At 70.2% G+C, this 17,375-nt stretch carries 18 protein-coding genes; 7 read left to right on the top strand and 11 right to left on the bottom strand.

Annotated features, from left to right (window positions below):
• Positions 1-21: 21 nt before the first annotated feature.
• Positions 22-474, bottom strand: a complete 453-nt coding sequence (locus tag ACGF0J_RS08020; RefSeq protein WP_393143179.1) for a hypothetical protein — start codon at positions 472-474, stop codon at positions 22-24.
• A gap of 93 nt (positions 475-567) precedes the next feature.
• On the opposite strand from ACGF0J_RS08020, the gene ACGF0J_RS08015 reads away from it, so the two are divergent.
• Complete coding sequence (locus ACGF0J_RS08015) at positions 568-1,980, top strand: cellulase family glycosylhydrolase (RefSeq protein ID WP_393143177.1); 1,413 nt, start codon at positions 568-570, stop codon at positions 1,978-1,980.
• Positions 1,981-2,025: 45 nt separating this feature from the next.
• Here the strand turns inward: ACGF0J_RS08015 and ACGF0J_RS08010 are convergent, their stop codons facing one another.
• Positions 2,026-2,403 (bottom strand): VOC family protein, encoded by a 378-nt coding sequence (locus tag ACGF0J_RS08010; RefSeq protein WP_393143175.1) that lies wholly within the window; start codon positions 2,401-2,403, stop codon positions 2,026-2,028.
• Between ACGF0J_RS08010 and ACGF0J_RS08005 the strand changes: the two genes are divergently transcribed.
• Positions 2,402-2,566 (top strand): hypothetical protein, encoded by a 165-nt coding sequence (locus ACGF0J_RS08005; protein WP_393143173.1) that lies wholly within the window; start codon positions 2,402-2,404, stop codon positions 2,564-2,566. The genes ACGF0J_RS08010 and ACGF0J_RS08005 overlap by 2 nt on opposite strands.
• Before the next feature lie 46 nt (positions 2,567-2,612).
• Positions 2,613-3,863, top strand: coding sequence for a serine hydrolase domain-containing protein (locus tag ACGF0J_RS08000; RefSeq protein WP_393143171.1), 1,251 nt, complete (start codon positions 2,613-2,615; stop codon positions 3,861-3,863).
• Positions 3,864-3,908: 45 nt separating this feature from the next.
• Here the strand turns inward: ACGF0J_RS08000 and ACGF0J_RS07995 are convergent, their stop codons facing one another.
• Positions 3,909-4,745 (bottom strand): NAD(P)H-dependent oxidoreductase, encoded by an 837-nt coding sequence (locus ACGF0J_RS07995; protein WP_393143169.1) that lies wholly within the window; start codon positions 4,743-4,745, stop codon positions 3,909-3,911.
• On the opposite strand from ACGF0J_RS07995, the gene ACGF0J_RS07990 reads away from it, so the two are divergent.
• Both ACGF0J_RS07990 and ACGF0J_RS07985 read left to right on the top strand, forming a co-directional pair.
• Positions 4,732-5,739 (top strand): helix-turn-helix transcriptional regulator, encoded by a 1,008-nt coding sequence (locus ACGF0J_RS07990; protein ID WP_393143167.1) that lies wholly within the window; start codon positions 4,732-4,734, stop codon positions 5,737-5,739. The genes ACGF0J_RS07995 and ACGF0J_RS07990 overlap by 14 nt on opposite strands.
• Positions 5,740-5,852: 113 nt before the next feature.
• Complete coding sequence (locus tag ACGF0J_RS07985; RefSeq protein WP_393143165.1) at positions 5,853-5,999, top strand: hypothetical protein; 147 nt, start codon at positions 5,853-5,855, stop codon at positions 5,997-5,999.
• Positions 6,000-6,173: 174 nt separating this feature from the next.
• Here the strand turns inward: ACGF0J_RS07985 and ACGF0J_RS07980 are convergent, their stop codons facing one another.
• Together ACGF0J_RS07980 and sigJ are read right to left on the bottom strand one after the other, a co-directional pair.
• A complete protein-coding gene (locus ACGF0J_RS07980; RefSeq protein ID WP_393143163.1) occupies positions 6,174-7,358 on the bottom strand; it encodes an RNA-guided endonuclease InsQ/TnpB family protein in 1,185 nt (394 codons plus the stop codon).
• A 189-nt stretch (positions 7,359-7,547) separates the two neighbouring features.
• The gene (sigJ, locus tag ACGF0J_RS07975; protein WP_393143161.1) at positions 7,548-8,429 is read right to left on the bottom strand and encodes an RNA polymerase sigma factor SigJ; all 882 of its coding nucleotides are present in this window, start codon (positions 8,427-8,429) and stop codon (positions 7,548-7,550) included.
• Between the two features lie 215 nt (positions 8,430-8,644).
• Here sigJ and ACGF0J_RS07970 point away from each other — a divergent pair, with 215 nt between their 5' ends.
• Entirely contained in the window at positions 8,645-9,274 is a 630-nt protein-coding gene (locus ACGF0J_RS07970; protein WP_393143159.1) for an LUD domain-containing protein, read from the top strand.
• A 180-nt stretch (positions 9,275-9,454) separates the two neighbouring features.
• Here ACGF0J_RS07970 and ACGF0J_RS07965 read toward each other — a convergent pair whose 3' ends face one another.
• From ACGF0J_RS07965 to ACGF0J_RS07945, 5 genes are read right to left on the bottom strand one after another with little or no spacing between them, the layout of a single operon-like run.
• Positions 9,455-10,129 carry an HAD family hydrolase gene (locus ACGF0J_RS07965; protein ID WP_393143157.1) on the bottom strand — a complete coding sequence of 225 codons (675 nt, stop codon included), beginning with the start codon at positions 10,127-10,129 and terminating at the stop codon, positions 9,455-9,457.
• Positions 10,119-11,198, bottom strand: a complete 1,080-nt coding sequence (locus ACGF0J_RS07960) for an ABC transporter ATP-binding protein (protein ID WP_393143155.1) — start codon at positions 11,196-11,198, stop codon at positions 10,119-10,121. Before ACGF0J_RS07960 ends, ACGF0J_RS07965 begins: the two co-directional genes overlap by 11 nt.
• Complete coding sequence (locus tag ACGF0J_RS07955; protein ID WP_393143153.1) at positions 11,182-12,042, bottom strand: ABC transporter permease; 861 nt, start codon at positions 12,040-12,042, stop codon at positions 11,182-11,184. Before ACGF0J_RS07955 ends, ACGF0J_RS07960 begins: the two co-directional genes overlap by 17 nt.
• A 10-nt stretch (positions 12,043-12,052) precedes the next feature.
• The gene (locus tag ACGF0J_RS07950) at positions 12,053-12,865 is read right to left on the bottom strand and encodes an ABC transporter permease (protein ID WP_393143151.1); all 813 of its coding nucleotides are present in this window, start codon (positions 12,863-12,865) and stop codon (positions 12,053-12,055) included.
• Positions 12,865-13,983, bottom strand: coding sequence for an ABC transporter substrate-binding protein (locus ACGF0J_RS07945; RefSeq protein ID WP_393143149.1), 1,119 nt, complete (start codon positions 13,981-13,983; stop codon positions 12,865-12,867). Before ACGF0J_RS07945 ends, ACGF0J_RS07950 begins: the two co-directional genes overlap by 1 nt.
• 134 nt (positions 13,984-14,117) lie before the next feature.
• Between ACGF0J_RS07945 and ACGF0J_RS07940 the strand changes: the two genes are divergently transcribed.
• Positions 14,118-14,846: a GntR family transcriptional regulator gene (locus tag ACGF0J_RS07940; RefSeq protein ID WP_393143147.1), complete on the top strand. Its 729-nt coding sequence runs from the start codon at positions 14,118-14,120 to the stop codon at positions 14,844-14,846.
• A 52-nt stretch (positions 14,847-14,898) separates the two neighbouring features.
• Here ACGF0J_RS07940 and ACGF0J_RS07935 read toward each other — a convergent pair whose 3' ends face one another.
• Positions 14,899-17,343 (bottom strand): glycoside hydrolase family 5 protein, encoded by a 2,445-nt coding sequence (locus ACGF0J_RS07935; protein WP_393143145.1) that lies wholly within the window; start codon positions 17,341-17,343, stop codon positions 14,899-14,901.
• Positions 17,344-17,375: the final 32 nt, after the last annotated feature.

Below are 17,375 nucleotides of genomic sequence, written 5' to 3'. Positions count from 1 at the left end.
CGCCGCCCAAGTTCAGAGTGCTCACCCAGCCACGGTCATCCTCGCGGTGGCGCGCTCCCGCTGCCGACGCGGGAGGGCAGCCAGCCCGGCGAGCCAGCCCAGCGCGATCCCCCATAGCAGGCCCGCGATCAGCCCGCCCACGAGATGTCCGGCGTATGCCCCCAGGCTCGCCGAGGCGATCTGGGACAGCACGACCGCGCGCAGCAGGTTCACGACCACCGCCCCCAGCACGAACGCCCCCCACGTGCGCCAGAAGCCACCCCGGGCCCGGGCCACCATGACGACCAGCACCAAGGCGAGGACGCTGTCGGCGAGCGTGACGGGCCAGGTCGTCTCTCCCAGCGGCACCACACGTAGACCCGGCAGCCCGTACGGCAGGCCGAGCGAGGACGGCACGGCCAGGTAGCCCACCCGGGTGACCAGCGCGCTCCCCCACAGTCCGAAGGCGAGGACGATCGCGAGTGTGACGATCACGGGGAGGCTATTGCGACTAATGCTCATGTTCGGCAGGCTAGCCGCGACCGCGATTCTGGCGGAAGACCCCCGTTCCCGGTGATCGGAGTCCATATGAAGAGTGCTCGGCTTATCACGGCCGTCACCGTGCTGGCCGTCCTGGCCGGGGGCGGCGTCGCCGCGGCGACCAGACCCTCCCCGGAGCCCGTTGCCCGGTTCGTCACGGACGATCAAGGCAGGGTGCTGCTCCTGCACGGCTTCAACACGGCCAGCAGCGCCAAGAGCACGCCCGACGGCCTGCCGAAGTTCACCGAGGCGGACCTCGACCGTGAATACCAGGACATGGGGACGAACTTCGTCCGCTTCCTGATCCAGTGGCGCACCCTCGAGCCCACCCCAGGGACCTATGACACGAAATATCTGGACAAGGTGGCTGAGCGCGTCGCCTGGTACGCCAAGCGTGGCTACCACGTGATGCTGGACATGCACCAGGACCTGTGGGGCAGCGACATCACCCCTGATAAAGGGGCGGGCAACGGCGCGCCCGGGTGGGCCACACACCTCGACGGCCTCCCGGTCAGCACCGACCAGCCCACCTGGGAGATGTACTACTTGGAACCCGGCGTCATACGGGCCTTCGACCACTTCTGGAACACCACCGGTGACCACCCCGAACTGATGGACCACTACGCCAAGGCGTGGAAGGCGGTGGCTGCCAGGTTCAAGGACGACCCCGCCGTCATCGGCTACGACCTGATGAACGAGCCCTGGGGCGGCTCGATCCAGGGCGCCCAGTTCGAAACCGGCCCGCTGGCGACCCTCTACCGCAGGTCGATCGCGGAGATCAGGTCGGTCGACCCCGACAGCTGGATCTTCCTCGAGCCCCAGGCCGTGGGCGTCAACTGGGGTTTGCCGTCGGCCCTGCCGCACTTCGACGACCCGCGCGACGGCCAACCGCGCATCGGCCTGGCCCCGCACCTCTATCCGCTGCCGCTCGACCTGGGCGATGACTACACGGCCGGTTCGCGTCAGTGGACCGATCGCACGCTGGGCTGGTGGCGGGACAACACCCTACGCACCGCCGAACGCGTGGGCGGCCCTGTGGTGCTGGGCGAGTTCGGGCTGGACATGTCCCGGCCGGGCTCCCCCGACCTGGTCAAGCGAGTGCTCGAGCTCTCCGACCAGATGAACATGGGCTACGCGTACTGGTCACGCGATCCCGGACCCTGGGGTCCCTACGACGACAAGGGGAAGCCGGGGCCGCTGGTCGCCGCGATGGCCCGGCCGTATCCCAGGGCGATCGGCGGGGTGCCGGTGAGCGTCGCCTACGACGAGAAGTCCCGCGCGCTGACCTTGGTCTTCGACGCCAACAAGACCGGCCCGACCGAGATCTACCTGCCCGCACGCGACTTCCCCAACGGTGGGCAGGCCTCCATCGGCGAGGCCACCTGGGACGCCGGCAGGCGCGTCCTCACCGTGAAGACGAAGACAGCCGGCCGCCTCACCCTCACGATCACCCCTAGATAGCTGTACGGAGGGAGGGGGTGGCTCGGCTCTGGCGGTGCCGGCGCCTCAGCCGCCGTACGGCACGGTGATGATCTCCAGGTTGTGCCCGTTGGGGTCGGACCAGTAGAGGCCGCGCCCGCCGTCGTTGGTGTTGATCTGCCCCGCCCGCCGGTGGTACGGATCGGCCCAGTACGTCAGCCCGCGCTCTTTGATCCGGCCCCAGATCTGGTCGAACTCCTCCTCGCCGACCAGGAACGCGAAGTGCAACGACGGCAGGTCGTCGCCCGCCTGCACGACGTCGATCGACACGTCGTTGCCGAGCGAGACAACGCGGAACGGACCGTACTCCGGCGCCGGCTCCAGGCCGAGGAGCTCGACGAGGAACGCCGCGGTCGCGTCCCTGTCTCTGGCCGGCATGATCGTGTGGTTCAGATGGACAGGCATGCTCGCAGGCTACGCCAGCGCCACGGAATGCGTCGCGACGCCGTCGGCGAAGTTCGACGGCGGCCACGTCATCGGGCCCGAGGACGGCGCCCGGTACGACGAGCGCCGGTATGGACACGCCGACCTGGTGCGGGAGCTGACTTCTGTCATGCGACACCTGTGACACAGCGCACTGACCTCCGCCGAGCGGAAGGCTCATGCTGGGCACCATGACCATTCGTCGATTCAGTACGTTCGCCTCGCGGCTGGGAGCCGCGACCCTGACCGCCGCGCTGCTCGCGGCGGGACCCGTGGCCGCCGCCGAGGACGGCGGCCACGGCCGGCAGCGGCTGCGCCAGACGCTGGACGCCATGCACGAGGCCGGCATGTACGGCACCTATTCGAACGTTGTGGACGGCCGGCGGAGCTGGAAAGGCGCCGCAGGCGTCGCCGATGTCCAGACCCGCCGCCCGATGCGTCCCGAGATGGTGCACCGGGCCGGGAGTATCACCAAGTCGTTCGTCGCCGTGGCCGTGTTACAGCAGGTGGGCAAGGGCACGATCGAGCTCGACGCCCCCATCGGCCGCTATCTGCCGGAGCTGATTGCGGGTGAGCGTGGGCAGCAGATCACCGTACGCATGCTGCTCAACCACACCAGCCACATCGCCGACCACACCGGCGTGATCTTCCCGACGATCGAGAGCCTGGACGCCAACCGCTTCCGCGCCTTCCGGCCGGAGGAGCTGGCGCGGGCGGGGCTCGGCGCGCCCCCGACCGGGCAGCCGGGAGTGACACCCGGGGCGTACTCGAACACGAACTTCGTCATCGCCGGCCTGCTGCTGGAGAAAGTGACGGGCACGAGCGCCGAGCGGTACATCACCGACCACGTCTTCCGCAAGGCCGGGCTGCGGCACACCTCGTTCCCGCGCACGCCGTACGTCTCGGGGCCGAGCTCCAAGGCGTACGAGGCGCTGTTCGGCTACTTCGACCCGCCCAAGGACTACAGCGTCTACAACATGTCCTGGGCCTGGACGGCGGGTGCGGTCGTCTCGACGATGGAGGACCTCAACCGGTTCTTCCGGCTGCTGCTGCGCGGCGAGCTGCTCGACGCGACTCTGCTCGCCGAGATGCAGCAGACCGTGCCCATTCGGTCGTTCTCGGGCGCCGAGCTCGACTACGGTCTTGGGCTCTACCCCCTCGACCTGCCGTGCGGCAGGTTCTGGGGGCACGACGGGAGCGTTCCCGGCATGCAGACCTTCGCATTCTCCAACGCCGACGGCGGCCACCAGTTCGCCTTCGGCACCAACCTGAGGAACTACCAGCAGCTCGACGAGAACGGTAGTCCTGTCACGCACGCCATCGACTTCGCGATCGGGAACCACCTGCTGGAGGCGGCGTGCAGGCCCGACACGGGCGCGGCGACCAGGGCAGCGCGGACGCTCCCGGAGATCGGCGTGGACAGGGGTACGGCCACACCGTGACCGGCGGCGGCCCGGGCGGGTCACTGTGAGCCGGCGGGGCTCGGGTTATCGTCGCCGGCCGTTCTGATTCGGGTGGTCGCTCGTCCTGTCCCCCGCCGGCGGCTGATCCCGCACGTGCAGGCCGAAACCCTTGCGGCCCGGCACTTCCAGGCCCTCCTTCAACCGCAGTGACGGGATCTCGTAGTCACCGAAGTTCTGGCGCCGGAACGCGATCGGCTCGGTCGTCTCCAGCGACAGCAGCCGCTCCTTCCACGCCTTGGCGGCGTCCTCGAAGTCACCACGCGTCATCTTGTCGGCGCCGTACAGGACGAACGGCGGCAGCACTTCCAAGCCCGGGTAGTACAGGATCCCGTGGTGGATCGGGAACAGCAGGTCCTCGATCGGGCCGTTGATTCCGCGATCGGTGTAGTGGGACTCCGGGCCCCCGACGGTCACCGACAGGATCGCCCGCCGCCCCTGCAGCGTCCCCTCACCGAAACGCTCGCCGTACCGGGTCTCGTCGTGCACTCCGACGCCGTACGCGAAGTGGAAGGAGAACACCCGGTCCACCCAGCCTTTGAGGATCGCCGGCATCGTGTACCACCACATCGGGAACTGGAAGATCACCGTGTCGGCCCACAGCAGCTTCTCCTGCTCGGCCGCCACGTCGGGCGTGAGCGCGCCGGCGTCGTACGCCCCGGCCGAACTCGGTATCACCCGCAGCGGGCTCGTGGCGTGCTCGCCGAAGTCCGCCGCGTCCACCACGGCCTTCCAGTTCATCGCGTACAGGTCGCTCACCCGCACCTCGTGCCCGGCGGCTTCGAGAGTGGACACGGCGAGGTCCTTCAGAGAGCCGTTCAGCGAACGCGGCTCGGGGTGGGCGTGGACGATGAGCGTCTTCATGGCTGTTCCCTTCGACGAGGTGTGTCGCCATAGATGCTCGACCGCCGAGGGCCTCGTCGTTCAGGGACGCCTCTTCCATGGGACGGGACTTCCTGGTAACAGCAGGACCACCTTCACGTGCGTCACCGGAGCCATACTGGGGGGCATGGACGATTTCGCGGGCTTCCTGCGCACCCGGCGTTCCCGGGTCGACCCTTCCGCCGTCGGCATCCCCATCGACAGCCGCCGCCGCGTCGAAGGGCTGCGCCGCGAAGAGGTCGCGCACCTGTCCGGAGTCAGCGTCGACTACTACGTACGTCTGGAGCAGGGCCGCGCCACCCAGCCCTCCGAACAGGTCCTCGACGCGCTCGCCCGCGTCCTCCGCCTCGACGAGACCGAACGCGGGCACCTGTACCGGCTGGCCCGGCAGCGCCGCCGCCGTGCGAAGTTGCCCAGCGGGCGCCTGCGGCCGGAGCTGCTGCGCGTTCTCGACCTGGTCACCGGCGCGCCCGCCCTGATCATGGACCACCGGCTGGACGTGGTCGCGGGGAACCGCCTCGCCGGGCTTCTCTACGGCCGGGAGATGCCGGGCTTGAACACCGCCCGGCACATCTTCCTTGAGGAGGCCGAGCGCGGCCTGTACGCCGACTGGGAGAAATGCACCCTTGACGTGGTCGGGCACCTGCGTCTGGCGGCCGGGAAGTACCCCGACGATCCGCGCCTGGCCTCACTTATCGGCGAGCTGGCGATGGGTAGCAAGCGCTTCCGCCGCCTCTGGGCCCGCGCGGACGTGCGCTCCCGCACACATGGACGCAAGGCGTACCGGCACCCGCTGGTCGGACTGCTGGAACTGCACCAGGAGAACTTTGCACTGCCGGATGAATCGGGCATGGAGCTGCTGGTGCTGTCCGCGGCACCCGGGAGCCCTACCGAGGACGGGCTGCGCCTGCTGGGCGCGCTCAGTGGGGATGGACATCCCACGGTGAAAGGCCTGCCGGTAACGAATGTGTCATGAGCCGCAAGAAGCCGTCGGGGTCAGCGGCGGCGATCGGCGGGTTGTCCTCGCGGGTGTTGTGTTCGTCGGCGTCTGCGCCGCTGTCATCGTCGTCGCTCTGACCCTCGCGCCGCGTGATCAACGTGAGCCTTCGCTCGACCACCTCCGCCGGGATCCGCGAGGCGATCCGCAACGGAGCCGCCGAGTCGCTCAACAGCACCCTGAAGGTCGAGTTCGTGTACCGTCACCACTTCCGCGTACCCGGGCGGAGGCTCGACTGAAGATCGCGACCTGGATCGCGGACTTCTCCAACGTCCAGCGGAGGCACAGCGCCAACGCCGGGCTGCCGCAGACGCGTCGCCACAGGTCGCCGGGCACAGGTTGGGCACGTCGTGCCGACCCGAGCGCCGCCGCTGGCGTGACTCCTCCGCTCCCCTGGAGGGAGCGGCTTCTCGCTAAGCCGCTTGCGTGGCCTGGCGATGGGCAAGCCCTGCCCTGAGGATGTTGGTCGCCGCGTTCACGTCGGCGTGCGCGGTGTGCCCGCACGCCGTGCAGGCGAACGCGGCCTGGGTGAGGCGGTTGTCCTTCGCGCAGTGCCCGCAGCGGGCGCAGGTGCGGGAGGTGTTGCGGGGATCGACTGCGATCAGCTCTCGACCGGCGCTTTCAGCCTTGTGCGCGAGGATCGTCAGGAACACCCCCCAACCCGCGTCGAGAATCGAACGGTTGAGCCCGGCTTTCTGCGCGACGTTGCGGCCGGGGGCGTCGATCGTGCCGGACGCCGAACGGGTCATGTTCGCGATCCGCAGGTCCTCGTGCACGATCACGTCGCAGCCACGGACCAGCGCCAAGGCGGCCTTGTGCGCGCGGTCCACCCGCTGGCGGCGGACCTTGGCGTGCAGCGCCGCCACCCGGGCCACAGCCTTACGGCGGCGCTTGGACCCGCGCTTCTTCCTTGCGAGATCGCGCTGGGTCGACGCCAGACGGCCGGCGCAGGCGGCCAGGTGCCGCTGGTTGTCGATGTGGTGGCCGTCGCTGGTCGTGACCAGCGAGGCGACACCCAGGTCGATCCCCGCGACCACACCCGTGGCGGGCAGCGACTGCGCGGGCACCTCGTCACACGACAGCACCACGTACCAGCGCGAGCCCTCGCGCTTGACGCTGATCGTCTTCACCCGGCCCTTCACGGCCCGGTGCCGGTGCACCCGGACATGGCCGACGCCCTGAAGGCGCACGAACGTCGCGGCCGGATACTCGGGCCGGGAATCCCACCGGCAGCCGTCACCGTCCTTCGGCCACTCCACCGCGTCGAACCAGCCCCGCCCCTTGAACCGCGGGAACCCCGGCGCGCGCCCGGCTTCGACCCGGTCGAAGAACGCCCGGAACGCCCTGTCCAGCCGTCGCAGCGTGGCCTGCTGCGAAGAGAACGACCACCGGCCCTGACCCTCCCGATCGTCGGCGCGGATGTGCTTCAACTCAGCCGACTGATCGCCGTACCGGACCGTGACACCCGCCTTGGCGTAGGCGGTGCGCCGGTGCTCCAACGCGGCGTTGTACAGGATTCGGTGATCCTCCAGGCAAGCGGCGAGCGCGGCGGCCTGCCTGCTGGTGGGGCGCAGCAGGAACTTGAACGACCTGCGCACACCCACCTCCCACGCTCGGTAACGACGCGACCACGGTACCGGCAGGCACCGACAAGAACCGGAAGGAGACCCGTGATGCGCAGACCTGGCGGGTCAGGGCACGCTCGGGCCTTGACGGCCCTCCCGCTCCCGATTCCGCCGTCGCCTGAAGGCGACAGTCCCCTCGGAAGGCTCTGATGGAGACCCACCTCAGCTCGTCGTCCAGCGACGGAGTTTCTGGGGGTTGCGTACTACCCAGATGTGCTTGATCCGGTCGTCCACGACCTCGAACGCGAACACCGTCACAGTGACGCCGTCTTGCTGAGCCGCCAGACCGGGCTGACCGTTGACCGTGCACTCCAAGACCGTCATGTTGCCGGACCTTCGGTCGGCGATCTCGATCCAGGCGCGTGCGATCTGCTCGCCGCCTTCGATGGGGTCCAGGAAGGTGGTGGCGAGGCCGCCGCCGTCGGCGATCGCCGTGGCGTCGGGATCGAGCAGGCCGATCAGGGCGTCGATGTCCTTGGCCTCCCATGCCTGCTTGAAGTTCTTGACGATGCCGGCCTGCTGGGCTGTCGGATTCGCGTGGCCCTGCGATTCGCGGATGCGGCGGCGAGCCGAGGAGGCCAGTTGGCGGCATGCCGCCGGAGTCCGGCCGACGATCTCTGCCACTTCGGCAAAGGAGTGGCAGAAGACATCGTGCAGGACGAACGCGACGCGTTCGGCTGGGGTCATCGACTCGAGCACGACCAGGAAGGCCATGTTGACCGACTCATCCAGGGTGACCCGGTCGGCCGGGTCGACGGTCGCACCGCCCGGCCGCCCGCTGATCCACTCCATGTACTCGGGCAGCGGCTCGGGGATCCACTCGCCCACATACCGCTCCCGCCGCGCGCGCGCCGAGCCGAGCATGTCCAGGCAGACTCGGCTGGCGACCCTCGTCATCCAGGCGCCGGGGGACTCGATGGCGTCTTGCTGCTGCGGAGACAGGGCGTACCAGCGGGCGTAGGTCTCCTGTACGGCATCCTCGGCCTCGGCCAGGGAGCCCAGGAGCCGGTAGGCGAGATTGATCAACTGACGCCGCTCGCTCATGATCGTAGTCAGACCGGGATCGGGCCGGCCGTGTCCTGGCTCGGATCGGGTGGTCATGGTGTCGGCGGCTCCCCTGGTCGCATCTGCCCTCACCTGTTCGACGACACAGCGCGCCCAACTGTGAGGTCGGCGCGTCACCTGACATTCCGGGGGGCCGCGTCGTCGTACTGCCGAGACGAACACATCATCCAGCGAACAGGAAGCTCAGAGACATCATGACCACCTCAATGCCGGCATCACCCTTCGCCGACCCAGCCCCCGCGCAGCGCCTGGAGCGGGCGGCCGCTGCCCTGACGGAACACGGTTTCGCCGTGGAAATCCTCGACGACGCCACCGCTGCGCGTACCCGAATCAAAGAGCTGATACCTGACGGTGCCAGCGTGTTCACCGGGGCCAGCGAGACCCTCCGCCTGTCCGGCATCGAGGAGGACATCAACACCAGCGGGCGCTACGACGCCATCAAGCCACGCGGCCTGGCCATGGACCGCACCACCCAACTAGGCGAGATCTGGCGGCTGATGTCCACCCCCGACGTGATCGTGGGCAGTGTCGCCGCGGTCACCGAAACCGGCTCCCTTGTGGTCGCCTCGGCCAGCGGAAGCCAGTTGCCCGGCTACGCGGGCGCTGCCGCCCGCGCGATCTGGATCGTCGGGGCGCAGAAGGTGGTGTCCGACCTGCCCACCGCGCTGCGCCGCATCGAAAACCACTGCCTGCCGCTGGAGAACGACCGCGCCATGAAAGCCTACGGTAGGCCCAGTGCCCTCAACCGCCTTCTCATCCTCAACGCAGAACCCCACCCCGGGCGCGGCACCGTCCTGCTGCTCCGCGAAACCATCGGGTTCTGAACCACCAGCATTCCTCGTTGAGGGGACCTGACACATCGGCACCGCGCTCCTCAACACCATCGCGGCCAGCGCCACCGTCCACGACCTGGCCGGCCACTTGCACGGACGGCCGACACGCTGGTCTTCGGAGGGGTGGCGCGCTGATCCCGGGCGAGCGTCGGCGCCATGGAGGGCGGCACATCAACGACGAGGTTCTTCGCGATCGAGTCGGCACGTTGAGAGAGAGCTCCACGAAGGCACCTCGTCCTCGACGACCAGCACGTGACATCCCGCGGCGGTGGCGGCGGCGATCCCCGTGGGGCTGTCCTCGACGGCGACGCAGCGGCGCGGGTCGGCCTCCAGGAGGCGGGCGGCCTCCAGGTACGGGTCGGGGTGCGGCTTGCCGCGCGGGGCGTCCTCGGCGGCTACGACGACGGCGAACCGGTGGTCGAGTGAGGGCAGCACGAGCTCCACGATCGACCGCGGGGAGGCGCTGACCAGGGCGGTGGGGACGGCCGCGGCGGTGAGCGCCCGCAGCAGCTCGGTGGCGCCACGTACGACGCGCACCCCCTGTCCGATGCGGTGGGCGAAGGACTCGGTGAGCCGTCCGGCGACCGCGTCGACCGTTTCGTGGTCAGCCACCGCCCGTCCGGGCGCGGTCGCTCCGGCCGCCGGCACCAGGTACGCGGCCGTGTCCTCGACCGTCCGGCCGAGGACGTACGGCACGTCCGCAGGGCCCAGCGCCCGCCCGAGTGAGGCGGCGACGTCGGCCGCGGCCTCCCACCACAGGTCCTCGGTGTCGACGAGCGTGCCGTCCATGTCGAACAGGACGGCCTCGAAGGGAAGGGGTGTCGGCGGGGTCGAGTCAGAGGACACCGGCGGGATCCTCCGCGGGGGTCGGCGACGGGGTCCGGGTGCTGCGTGGCGCCACCAGGACGGGGCGTTCGACCAGGCGGACGCTCACGCGCGCGCCCGGCGCCAGCCGAGCCGCCTCGTGCCCGGGGACGTCGGCGAGGACCTCGCCGCCCTCCACCGACACGCGCAGCCTGACGGACGCGCCGCGGAAGGAGGCGGCGATCACCTCGGCCCGCCCGTCCTCGGTGGGGGTGACGAGCACGGCCTCGGGCCTGATGAGGACGTCCACGTCGGCGCCCGCAACGGCCCCGTCGATCGGCAGGAGCTGGCCGAACACCGTCACCTCGTCGCCCGAGACACGTCCCGGCAGGTGGTTCATGGTGCCGACGAACTCGGCGACGAACGGGGTGGCGGGCCGGTCGTAGACCTCCGCGGGCGCGCCGCACTGCTCCAGCCGCCCGCCACGCAGCACCGCGACCCGGTCGGCGATCGACAGCGCCTCCTCCTGGTCGTGCGTCACGAAGATCGTGGTGATGCCCAGGTCGAGCTGCAGACGGCGGATCTCCTCCCTGAGGGCGACCCGGACTTTGGCGTCCAGCGCGGACAGCGGCTCGTCGAGCAGCAGCAGACGCGGCGAGAGCGCCAGCGCGCGGGCCAGGGCGACGCGCTGCTGCTGGCCGCCCGAAAGCTGGTGCGGGAAGCGGTCGGCGTGCGAGGGCAGGCCGACCAGCTCCAGCAGTTCCAGCGCTCGCTGCCGGCGCGCGGCCGGTGGCGTCTTGCGGACCCGCAGGCCGAAGGAGACGTTCTCGGCCACGTTGAGGTTCGGGAACAGCGAGTAGGACTGGAACACCATGCCGGCGTCGCGCTTGTTGGCCGGCACGTTCGTGATGTCCTTGCCGTCCACCAGCACCGCGCCCTGGTCCGAACGTTCGAACCCGGCCACGCAGCGCAGCGCGGTCGTCTTGCCGCAGCCCGACGGGCCGAGCAGGGCGACCAGCTCGCCCGGCTCGATGGTGAGGTCGAGGCCGTCGAGGGCGACCGTCCTGCCGAAGGTCCGGCGCAGGCCCTGGAACTCAAGCCGAGCGGTCACGGCTTCCTCCCGAGATTGTGAGCAGCAGCAGCCAGGTGAGCAGGAGGCTGAGCACCGAGGCGGCGACGGACAGTTGGCCGTTGGCGCCCGAGATCGTGACGATCCAGACCGCGAACGGCTGGTAGCCGAGGATGCCGGCCACCGTGTACTCCCCCAGGACCAGGGCGAGCGTGAGAAACGCGGCGCTGGCCAGCGCCGAGCGGAGGTTGGGAACGATCACCCGGAGCATCACGTGCGGCCACGACGCCCCCAGGTTGCGTGCCGCCTCGACCAGCGTTCGCACGTCCATCGTGCGCAGCCCCGCGTCGAGGGAGCGGTAGACGAACGGCAGGACCAGGATGACGTAGACGAACACCAGCACCAGCGGGAAGTCCTGGTTCTGCAGGGCGATCAGCGTGGCCCAGAACGGGGTGGGCGCCAGCACCTCGCCGCCCACCTGGAGCGACTTGCCGACCCCGGCCACCAGCGTGATCGGCGGCACGATCAGCGGCAGCGTGCAGATCACCTCCATGACGGGGCGCAGCCGCGGCGCGGACAGCCGTACCGTGATCATGGCCGGCAGCGTCAGCAGCAGCACCAGCACGATGGTGGCCAGGGCGAGCCCGAAGGACAGCAGCAGGCTCGTCAGGAAGCCCTCCGCCGTCCACAACTGCGCGTAGGGGGCGAAGGAGAAGCCGGTGGCCTCGTTGTGGACCGTGTACCAGAACGACGCGGCGAGCGGCACCAGGAAGTACAGGGCGGCCGGCGCGAGGACGACCAGCCGCCAGAGGCGCGGCCTGCCTCGGCGGCGGGGCACGACCGGCACGGTCTCGGGAACCGGCGCGACGGGCGCGAGCGCGGTCATGGCGTCCACCTCACTGGAGCCATCGGGTGCTCCTTCTCTGCAGCGGCAGGTAGACCGCCATGACCAGCGCGGCGACCAGGACCATGTCGAGGCTCAGCGCCAGGCCGACGTTCTCGTAGCCGGTCTGCACGTCACCGGAGAGGGCGGCGGCGATCTTCAGGGTGACCAGCGGCAGCACGGTGCCCGCGCCCATCGCCGAGGCGGTGGCGTAGGCGGCGAACGCCGCGCCGAACAGCAGCACCACGCCGCCGAGCAGGCCGGGGGTGAGCACCGGCAGGGCCACGTACCGCCAGTACTGCCAGGCGGTGGCGCCGTTGTTGGCGGCCGCCTCGCGCCACTGCGGGCGCAGGCCGTCCAGGGCGGGCGCGATGACCAGCACCATGAGCGGCACGGAGAAGTACAGGTAGACCAGCGCCAGGCCCCAGAAGGTGAACAGTGTGCCGGGCGGCAGGCCGAGCAGGTGGCTGATCACTCCCGAGTTGCCGAGCGTGGCCACCCAGAAGAAGGCCAGCGGCACGCCGCCGAAGTTGGCCAGCACGCCGGAGGCGGTCAGCACGGCCTCGCGCAGTGCCCTGGAGCGGGAGGTGACCACGGCCTGGGCGAGGAAGGTGCCGAGCACCGCGCCCAGCACCGCCACCACGGCCGACAGCTTCACGCTGTTGACCAGCGCGAGCAGGTAGCCGCCCTGCATGGTGAGTGCCAGGTTGCCGAACCCGGGCGAACCTTCGACGGCGAAGGCCCCCGCCACCATGGCGACGGCGGGGATCCCGAAGGCGAGCGCGACGAAGACGAGCAACGGCAGCGCGCCGAGCATGCGCGTCATCAGCCCGCCACAGCCGCGTCCCAGGTCTTGGCCAGGTCGTCCTTGGCCTTGTTGACCTGGGCCTCGGTCGGGAACTTCGGCTCACCCTGGACCGGCGGCAGCTTCTCGGCCAGCGCCTTGTCGATGGTGCCGTCGGCGAGCATCGAGGGCATCAGGACGGGGCGGGCGCCGCCCTTGAGCCACAGGTTCTGCCCCTCGGAGCTGTAGAGGAACTCCATCCACAGCCGCGCGGCGGCGGGGTGGGGGGCGTCCTTGTTGATGGCCTGCACGTAGTACTGGGCGTAGATGCCGTCGGTCGGCACCGCCACCTGGAAGTCGAGGCCCTTGGGCAGGAACTGCTCGCGATATCCGGCGTTCAGGTAGTCCCAGTCGATGCTGATGGGCGTCTCGCCCTTCTCGACCGTGGCGGGCGTGGACTCGACGGGGTTGTAGTTACCGACGTCCTTCAGCTTCTTGAAGAACTGCACGCCGGGACCGATGTCGTCGAGTGAGCCGCCGTCGGCCAGCGAGGCCGCCCACACGCCGGCGAAGGCGGAGCCGGACTTGTTCGGGTTGCCGTTCAGCGCCACCTTGCCCTTGTACTCGGGCTTGAGCAGGTCGGCGAAGGTCTTCGGGCACGTGCTGATCTTCTTGGCGTCGCAGCCGATGGAGACGTAGCCGCCGTAGTCGTTGACCCAGAGGCCGTTCGGATCCTTCTGGCCCTCGGGGATCTTGTCCCAGCTCTGCACCTTGTAGGCCGCGTACAGGCCCTCCTTGGCGCCGCTGAAGCCGAAGGCCTGGCCGACGTCCAGCACGTCAGGCGCGCGGTCCTGGCCCTTGCGGGTCTTCACGGCGTTGATCTCGTCGGCGCTGGAGGCGTCGGGGTTCTCACTCTCGATCGGGATGCCGTACTTCTCCTGGAACTTCTTGATGATCTCGCCGTAGTTCGCCCAGTCCGGCGGAAGGGCGATGACGTGCAGCTTGCCCTCCTTCTTGGCCGCTTCGACGAGCTTGTCGAGACCCCCGAAGTCGGCGGCGGAGGTCGCCGTGGCGGCGTTCACCCCGCCTGTCGTCGTCTGTGTCCGGGTGGCCGGGGCGGCGCCGCACGCCGCGGTCACTACCGTTAGAGCTGTGATCAAGCCTGCGATGCGAGGTGCGGACACGTCGCCTCCACTCTCTGGGGTGTGGTTAAAGGTAGGGGAACTTGTACAAACAAGGCCAGACCTACTTAGTCGCATGAACATTGCTGTTTCATGAACAGGAGGGCTCGTGGATGGCTGCGCGCTATGAACAGATCGCCGCTGAGCTGCGTGATGAGATCCTGGCGGGTGTTCACCCGGTGGGGTCCCAGTTGCCCTCGGAGGCTGAGCTCGCTGCGCGCTATTCGGCCGCCCGCGGCACCGTACGGCAGGCCGTGGCGACCCTCGCCGCCGAAGGGCTGATCGGCTCGCGGCAGGGCGCGCGGCGCATCGTGCTGGGCGGTGAGCGCAGCCAGAGCTTCGCCGAACTGCACAGCTTCGCCCAGTGGGCCAGATCCAAGGGTCACGCGGTGGGCGGCGAGGTGCTCACCCAGCGCCGCCGCAGGGCCGCGCCGGCCGAGTCGGTCAGGCTCGGCACCGCCGAGGTGCTGGAGGTGCTCAGGCTGCGCACGCTGGAGGGCGAGCCCGTGCTGCTGGAGCGGACCGTCTACGCCTCGTGGATCGCGTCCGCTGTCGAAGAACTGCCGCGTGACTGCGAGTCGGTCACCCAGGCGCTGTACGACAGGGTCGGCCTGGTCTTCGCCTACGGAGAGCACCTCATCGACGCGGTCGCCGCGAGCAGCGCGGACGCCCGCCTGCTCGGCGTGCGGCGCGGCAGCCCACTGCTGCGCCAGCGCAGGATCACCACCACCCAGGAGGGGCGTCCGGTGGAGTGGTCGGACGATCGCTACCGGGCCGGCAGCGTCGCCTTCAGCATCCGCAACTCGATCGGCGCCAACCCCCTGGCCCGGCTGGCCCTCTGAACAGGGCGGCTCGCTTCTGATGCCCGCGGCGGAAGCCGCCACGGCGATCAGGCTAGCGGTGGGCGGTCAGGGTGTAGGCGCCCCGGGTGCAGCCGGTGATGCGCCAGCCGCCCGGTGTCCGCCGGGCGGCGACGCCCGTGACTCCGGTGCCGCCGACGACCGGCCGGGCGCTGCCGGGGAACCAGACGTCGAGGCCGCACCCGTGGCCCTCGCCCTGGGCCGTGAGGCTCGATCGGTCCGAGGTGAGGCTGGTCAGGCGGCCGGGGGCGGAACGAGGGTAGGGGCGGGAGAGCACGGCGACGTATTCGGGGGGCGGGGGCAGATCCTTCCCGGTGGCACAGTCCTCGATCATGAGGTTGCCGCCGGTCCTGGCTTGGGCCTGGGCGTGGGCGTCGCCGCAGGACTGCTTCCAGACCCAGAACGCGCCGCCGATGCGGTGCCGATCCTCTTGGTCGGCGTACCGCGAGATCGGGGCCGAGGCGGGGTCGCCGAACCAGCCCCACTCCCCCGACCAGAGTCCGGCCCCGTAGTACGCCGCCGCCCGGCTCGCCAGGTCGAAGCCACGCTCGATGCTCGTGATCGTGAGGCCGGTGCCCTGGTCGATGGTGATCGACTCGTTGTAGAGGTGGGGGGCGAAGACGAGCAGCCGGTCGTCGGTGAAGTCCCTGGGGACCGAGACCTCGAAGCCGACACCGGACCAGAGCACGGACGGTTCGAAGAAGATCAGGTGGGGGAAGCCGTGCTTCTCGCCCGCCCTGATGGCCTTGATCGCTCGGTCGTAGAAGCGACCGAGCAGGACGCCGGAGGTGATCGGCGGGGCCTCGCCGAAACCGGGCTCGTTCAGCAGGTCGTATCCGGCGACCATCGGCTCGTTCGCGAACCGCTCCGCCAGCATGCCCCAGGCGGCGACCAGACGGGTCTGGATGCCGTCCCTGTCCTGGTAGAAGTTGGTGAAGGCGCGGGCGACGGCCGGAGAGATGTCGCGGCCGGTGAACTCGCACCTGGGGGCGCCGTCGAAGCGGTCGGCCCAGGTGGGGGCGCCGTCCCAGCCGTGCATCGGGGAACCGTTGGCGCAGGTGGTGCCGGGGGCGGCGTCGACACCCTTGCCCCAGGCGTCCTGGTGCATGTCGATGACCGTGCGCAGGCCGTGCTTGGCCGCGGTCTCGACAGCCCAGGAGATCCTGGCGAGATAGGCCGGGTCGTAGCGGCCGGGCTGGGGTTCCAGCGCTGACCACGACACGGCGAGGCGGATGACGTTGAATCCCATCCGCTCCATGCCGGCGAAGTCCGCCTCGGTGAGCGGTCGCGTCACCGCCTTGTCCGGAAATTTCTGGAAGTAGTCTTCGAGCTGGTTGACGTTCACGCCGCGCAGCAGCACCTCGTTGCCGTCCGCGTCGACGACCCTGCGGTCGGCTGAGAGTGTCAGACCCTTGGTGCGTGGTGGCGCCGTGGTGATGGTGCCGGGCTGCAGGAGCGGTACGGCGAGCGCCGCCGCGGCCACGAGGGCCCCCATCCGTGTCGAGCCGGACAGGGCGACGCCGTCACGCGCCGGGCGAGGGGCGGTTCTTCGCGCCGGGAGGAGGGCGACGAGGGCTGCCGTCGCGAGGGCGAGGAGAGCGCCGAAGGAGAGCGCGGGGGCGAGGCGCAGCATGATCGCCGGGGCCCAGAACATGTCGCCGCCCGCCAGGTCGCCGGGCAGCCCGATGGCCACCTCGACCAGGCCCAGCGTCGCGGCCGCTCCCAGCGCGGAGACCCCGGCCACGACGGCCCGCGACGAGGTGGTGGCAGCGAGCCAGCGGTTCAGCGCCCAGGTCGTCACGCCCAGCAGGGTGACAGCGGCGAGGCAGCCCAGCGGTCCCGCCTCGGGCGCCGGGGCGAGCGGGGAGTCGCCGATGGCGTACCCGACGGGTGAGCCGCCCCACCACACCCCACCGACCAACGCCCCCAGGACCACGGCCACCACCGCCGCCACCCACCCCGGCCAGGACGGGACCGGCGCCTGCGAGGCCGCAGCGGGCCCAGCGCTCGACTCCGCGGACGGCGCGGGTTCCGAGCCGGAAGGGGGCCGGGCGGGGCGGCGGCGCAGGAGCTGGGCGAGCCACGTGGCCGCCAGGACCGGCAGGCCGAAGACCGCCGCCTTGACGCCGGTGAAGCCCGTCGACCACGCCAGGTAGACCACGTCGCCGCACGCCATCACCAGCGACATCACCAACTTGGCCGCCATCGCCGACCACACCACCGCGCCCCACACCAGCAGGGCCGTACGCAGCGGGGCGTGCCCGCGCGCGACCACCCACGCCAGCACCCCGACCCCTATGAGGAGCAGCGGCACGTACACGACCAGCGCAGCCACCTGCCAGATCCCGGCGACGGGGAGCAGGTCGGCACCTGTCCACGTGTACGGCGCGGCCAGCCCCGACGGGTCGAACACCGCCCCCAGCACGATGACGGCGGCCAGCACCACGACGGCGATCGGCGACAACCAGCGGTTCCTCATAGTGTCGGTGACCATACATGAGCATCACTCAT

Origin of the sequence: Nonomuraea sp. NPDC047897 (assembly GCF_043204415.1) — a bacterium.
GTDB lineage: Bacteria > Actinomycetota > Actinomycetes > Streptosporangiales > Streptosporangiaceae > Nonomuraea.
This window is presented reverse-complemented; position numbering and strand designations above follow the sequence as displayed.

Excerpts from the sequence above, each read along its gene's own strand:
- ACGF0J_RS08015 (WP_393143177.1), top strand. The coding sequence starts at position 568 with ATGAAGAGTGCTCGGCTTATCACGGCCGTCACCGTGCTGGCCGTCCTG.
- ACGF0J_RS08005 (WP_393143173.1), top strand. The coding sequence starts at position 2,402 with ATGCTCGCAGGCTACGCCAGCGCCACGGAATGCGTCGCGACGCCGTCG.
- ACGF0J_RS08010 (WP_393143175.1), bottom strand. The coding sequence starts at position 2,403 with ATGCCTGTCCATCTGAACCACACGATCATGCCGGCCAGAGACAGGGAC.
- ACGF0J_RS08000 (WP_393143171.1), top strand. The coding sequence starts at position 2,613 with ATGACCATTCGTCGATTCAGTACGTTCGCCTCGCGGCTGGGAGCCGCG.
- ACGF0J_RS07990 (WP_393143167.1), top strand. The coding sequence starts at position 4,732 with ATGAGCGTCTTCATGGCTGTTCCCTTCGACGAGGTGTGTCGCCATAGA.
- ACGF0J_RS07995 (WP_393143169.1), bottom strand. The coding sequence starts at position 4,745 with ATGAAGACGCTCATCGTCCACGCCCACCCCGAGCCGCGTTCGCTGAAC.
- sigJ (WP_393143161.1), bottom strand. The coding sequence starts at position 8,429 with ATGAGCGAGCGGCGTCAGTTGATCAATCTCGCCTACCGGCTCCTGGGC.
- ACGF0J_RS07970 (WP_393143159.1), top strand. The coding sequence starts at position 8,645 with ATGACCACCTCAATGCCGGCATCACCCTTCGCCGACCCAGCCCCCGCG.
- ACGF0J_RS07955 (WP_393143153.1), bottom strand. The coding sequence starts at position 12,042 with ATGACCGCGCTCGCGCCCGTCGCGCCGGTTCCCGAGACCGTGCCGGTC.
- ACGF0J_RS07950 (WP_393143151.1), bottom strand. The coding sequence starts at position 12,865 with ATGACGCGCATGCTCGGCGCGCTGCCGTTGCTCGTCTTCGTCGCGCTC.
- ACGF0J_RS07940 (WP_393143147.1), top strand. The coding sequence starts at position 14,118 with ATGGCTGCGCGCTATGAACAGATCGCCGCTGAGCTGCGTGATGAGATC.
- ACGF0J_RS07935 (WP_393143145.1), bottom strand. The coding sequence starts at position 17,343 with ATGAGGAACCGCTGGTTGTCGCCGATCGCCGTCGTGGTGCTGGCCGCC.